This is a genomic window from Pseudomonas sp. LAMO17WK12:I10 (assembly GCF_900215185.1).
GTDB classification, from domain to species: Bacteria; Pseudomonadota; Gammaproteobacteria; order Pseudomonadales; family Pseudomonadaceae; genus Aquipseudomonas; species Aquipseudomonas chlororaphis.
This window is the reverse complement of the sequence record NZ_OBDX01000076.1, coordinates 1-2,673: the sequence shown is the minus strand read 5'-3', so window position 1 is coordinate 2,673 and position 2,673 is coordinate 1. Positions and strand designations below refer to the sequence as shown.

Annotated in this window: 1 protein-coding gene; it reads right to left on the bottom strand. The window is 52.0% G+C overall.

Annotated elements, in window-relative coordinates:
- Positions 1-2,634, bottom strand: a 2,634-nt coding sequence (locus tag CRO75_RS32115; protein ID WP_143504335.1) for a hypothetical protein, incomplete at its 3' end; no start/stop codon positions are given.
- Positions 2,635-2,673 lie beyond the last annotated feature (39 nt).

Below are 2,673 nucleotides of genomic sequence, written 5' to 3'. Positions count from 1 at the left end.
GAGGACAGCACTAACATGTTCGTTATCGAACGCGTTATCTGGAATAGCGTTGTTCTCACTTCCTGCTCCCCAAGCTGTGCGCGTCCCTTTAAAAGCTGCCGCAGTGGTGGTATCAATCACTGTATCAAGCAGCATCTCCCCCGCAGATTGCATTTTTATTTTTTCACTTTTTTTCCCTTCTGTCAGACGTTCATAAACCGCACTGAATGTGTTCTCTCTGTTCCCGACATGTGAATTATATAAGGCCGCACCTGCGGTTACTCCGGCACCGGCCGCAAGTTTTATCATGCCAGGCACAGGCGCCGTCAGTAGATTAAAGCCAAGTTGCTTGAGTTTTTTTTCCAGCAAGCCATAAATCGCCTTATAGGGCTTATCGTGACCTGGCATGGTATAACTATTAACCTTATTGACATTATACGGTACTTTTATCACAGCCTTCAGGACCTTAAAGGGTATCCGGAAGAGACTTGACACGCTGAACGATACCGCATCCAGGCCCTGCTCGAAAGACAGCTCAATAATAATACGCGCTATCCCTCGTGAGACCCTCTTTTGCCCCCACTTCACAATATACTCAACAAGCCCCTTTTCTAATGCGGCATATTGCTCCGGGCTCATCGGTAATCTCAGTTCATCATTACGGGCATTTTCAAGCTCACCGGCAAGTCGGGTGGCGAAGAGATACCCCTCCGGGTCTCCGGTTGAAAGAACCCCTTCTAACAGCCCCTGTTTTTTCAGAGAGGAAAACACCTTTTCAGCATCAAGCGGCGGATAATTACGCTGGTTCTGTTCTTTCGCAAGATTCGCCCAATGTTTGGCAAGGCGTGAGCCCCGGGAATGTTCATCCAGCGGCCTTGCGGTAAGCCGTGCTGACTCTGCAGACAGGCTTTCCTTAACCTTTGTCGCCCGTAATTGCGCAGAGTCGGCCTGTTTTTCAGCTTCAGCAAAATCGCGTATGGCGGCTGCCTGACAGGCGTGTTCCAGGGCAGCAAGGCTCGCGGTGAGGTCCCTGGCCACCTTCGGCAACAGTTCATCCACCGCCCGCAGGGAAGGGTCCAGCCTAGAGCGCAGAGTAATCATCTTCAGGACAGCAAAACGCTGTTTCTTGAGCAGATCCTGCATACTCTCCGCTTTTTCACTTAAACGTCCAACCAGTGCACGGGCATTGTCGATATCACCGTCCAGAAGCTTATTCAGTACCGCCAGCTTTTCTGCCTGCTGGTTTTCAGGTTTTGCCTGTTCAATGCTGTCATTCACCCATTGTCTGACCTGCGCATCCAGGTCATCTTCATCCAGATGGCTGACCGAAGTCTCCCGGCCCTCCTGTTGACTCCCTTTGTCATACGTCACGGCATCGGATGAAAACATCTCTTCAATTTTTTTCAACTCCTTCACTTTTGGCAATATCGCACCGCTGGCGTACTGAATTTTGATTGCCGACTGTTGCCACTGCCATAAAATGCTTCTGATGGCGGAATCGGCAACGACACGTTCGGTATTTTTTGATGGCGTTTTGGTGGGGTGACCATGCCGTGTGATTCGGACAAGCTGGTGCAGTTTCCCTTCCCCTCCCGCTAACGCAATTTGTGCTTGTGTTTTTTTCTTACTAACACCCGCCATGAATCGCTGTGAGAGGGGATCTGAGCGCGACAAAGGCGCGACCGCCTTATCATTATTCACATACGGCATGACCGGGAAAGAGGTGCTCTGGCTCACGTTACCCGACGCTTTTTTCAATTCACCGGAGAGTGACAGGAGATATCCGGCAACACGACTAAAGAAAGCCTGAGAATCGCCCTGCAGCACACGGGCTTTTTTATTGGCTTTTTCCGCTTCGTGCCGCGTGGTCTCGATCATCGTACTGATGGCGGCCGCCTTATCGGTCTCCCATGCCGCTGCTCGGGCCTGCATAAGGGAAGTCCAGGCGGTATCACCGGAAACCTCTGAGGTCATCCTTTCCAGAGCCTGTATCACCGAACTTTCATCAATGGAAGAGAACGCACTGGCAAGCTCAGTGACGAGTAGTTCGCCCCGTTTTTTCGGCGTGCTGTGGTCATCAATAGCAAGCAGGGTATGGACAACACGGATCAGCGTCTGCAGGGTTGACTCCAGCCGTCTGACCAGGGACTGGGTCGTACGCCGACTCCCCAGTTCAACCTCCTCCTCCCCCTCTGCTTCCCCACTGCTTTTGCCAGGCAGCTCATCCTTAACCCAGCGCTTTATGACGTCGTCTGAAAGCTTGCCCGTGAGACGCTCTATTTTGTCTATCTGGCCCAGCAGCCACAGGGAACCCAGCGGCCCCCCAACGGGGGCATGGAGGGATATTCGGGATTTGGCCATGGCCACTGCTTCACGCAGCTGCGTCACTAACCTCGGGTCAACCTCAGGCACCTGACTGTTATACCCCTTGCGCCTGAATTCCTGGGCTTCCTGCAGGCGCGGCGCACGAAGAAAAGAGAACAAACGGTCATTGTCGCTTCCGGCCGATAGTCCTTCCCCCTCATCAGATGGTGAGCTATCAGCACCTCCCTGGCTGTCCCATTGAAACACTGGAGCATCGTTATCTATTTCGGTTTCTATTTCGGTTTCTTTTAAGTGTGTTTTGGGTTGCTTCAACTCACTGTATTCAGGCATAAAACTGTCCTCAGGATAGGACTTATTCAGGGTGATGCC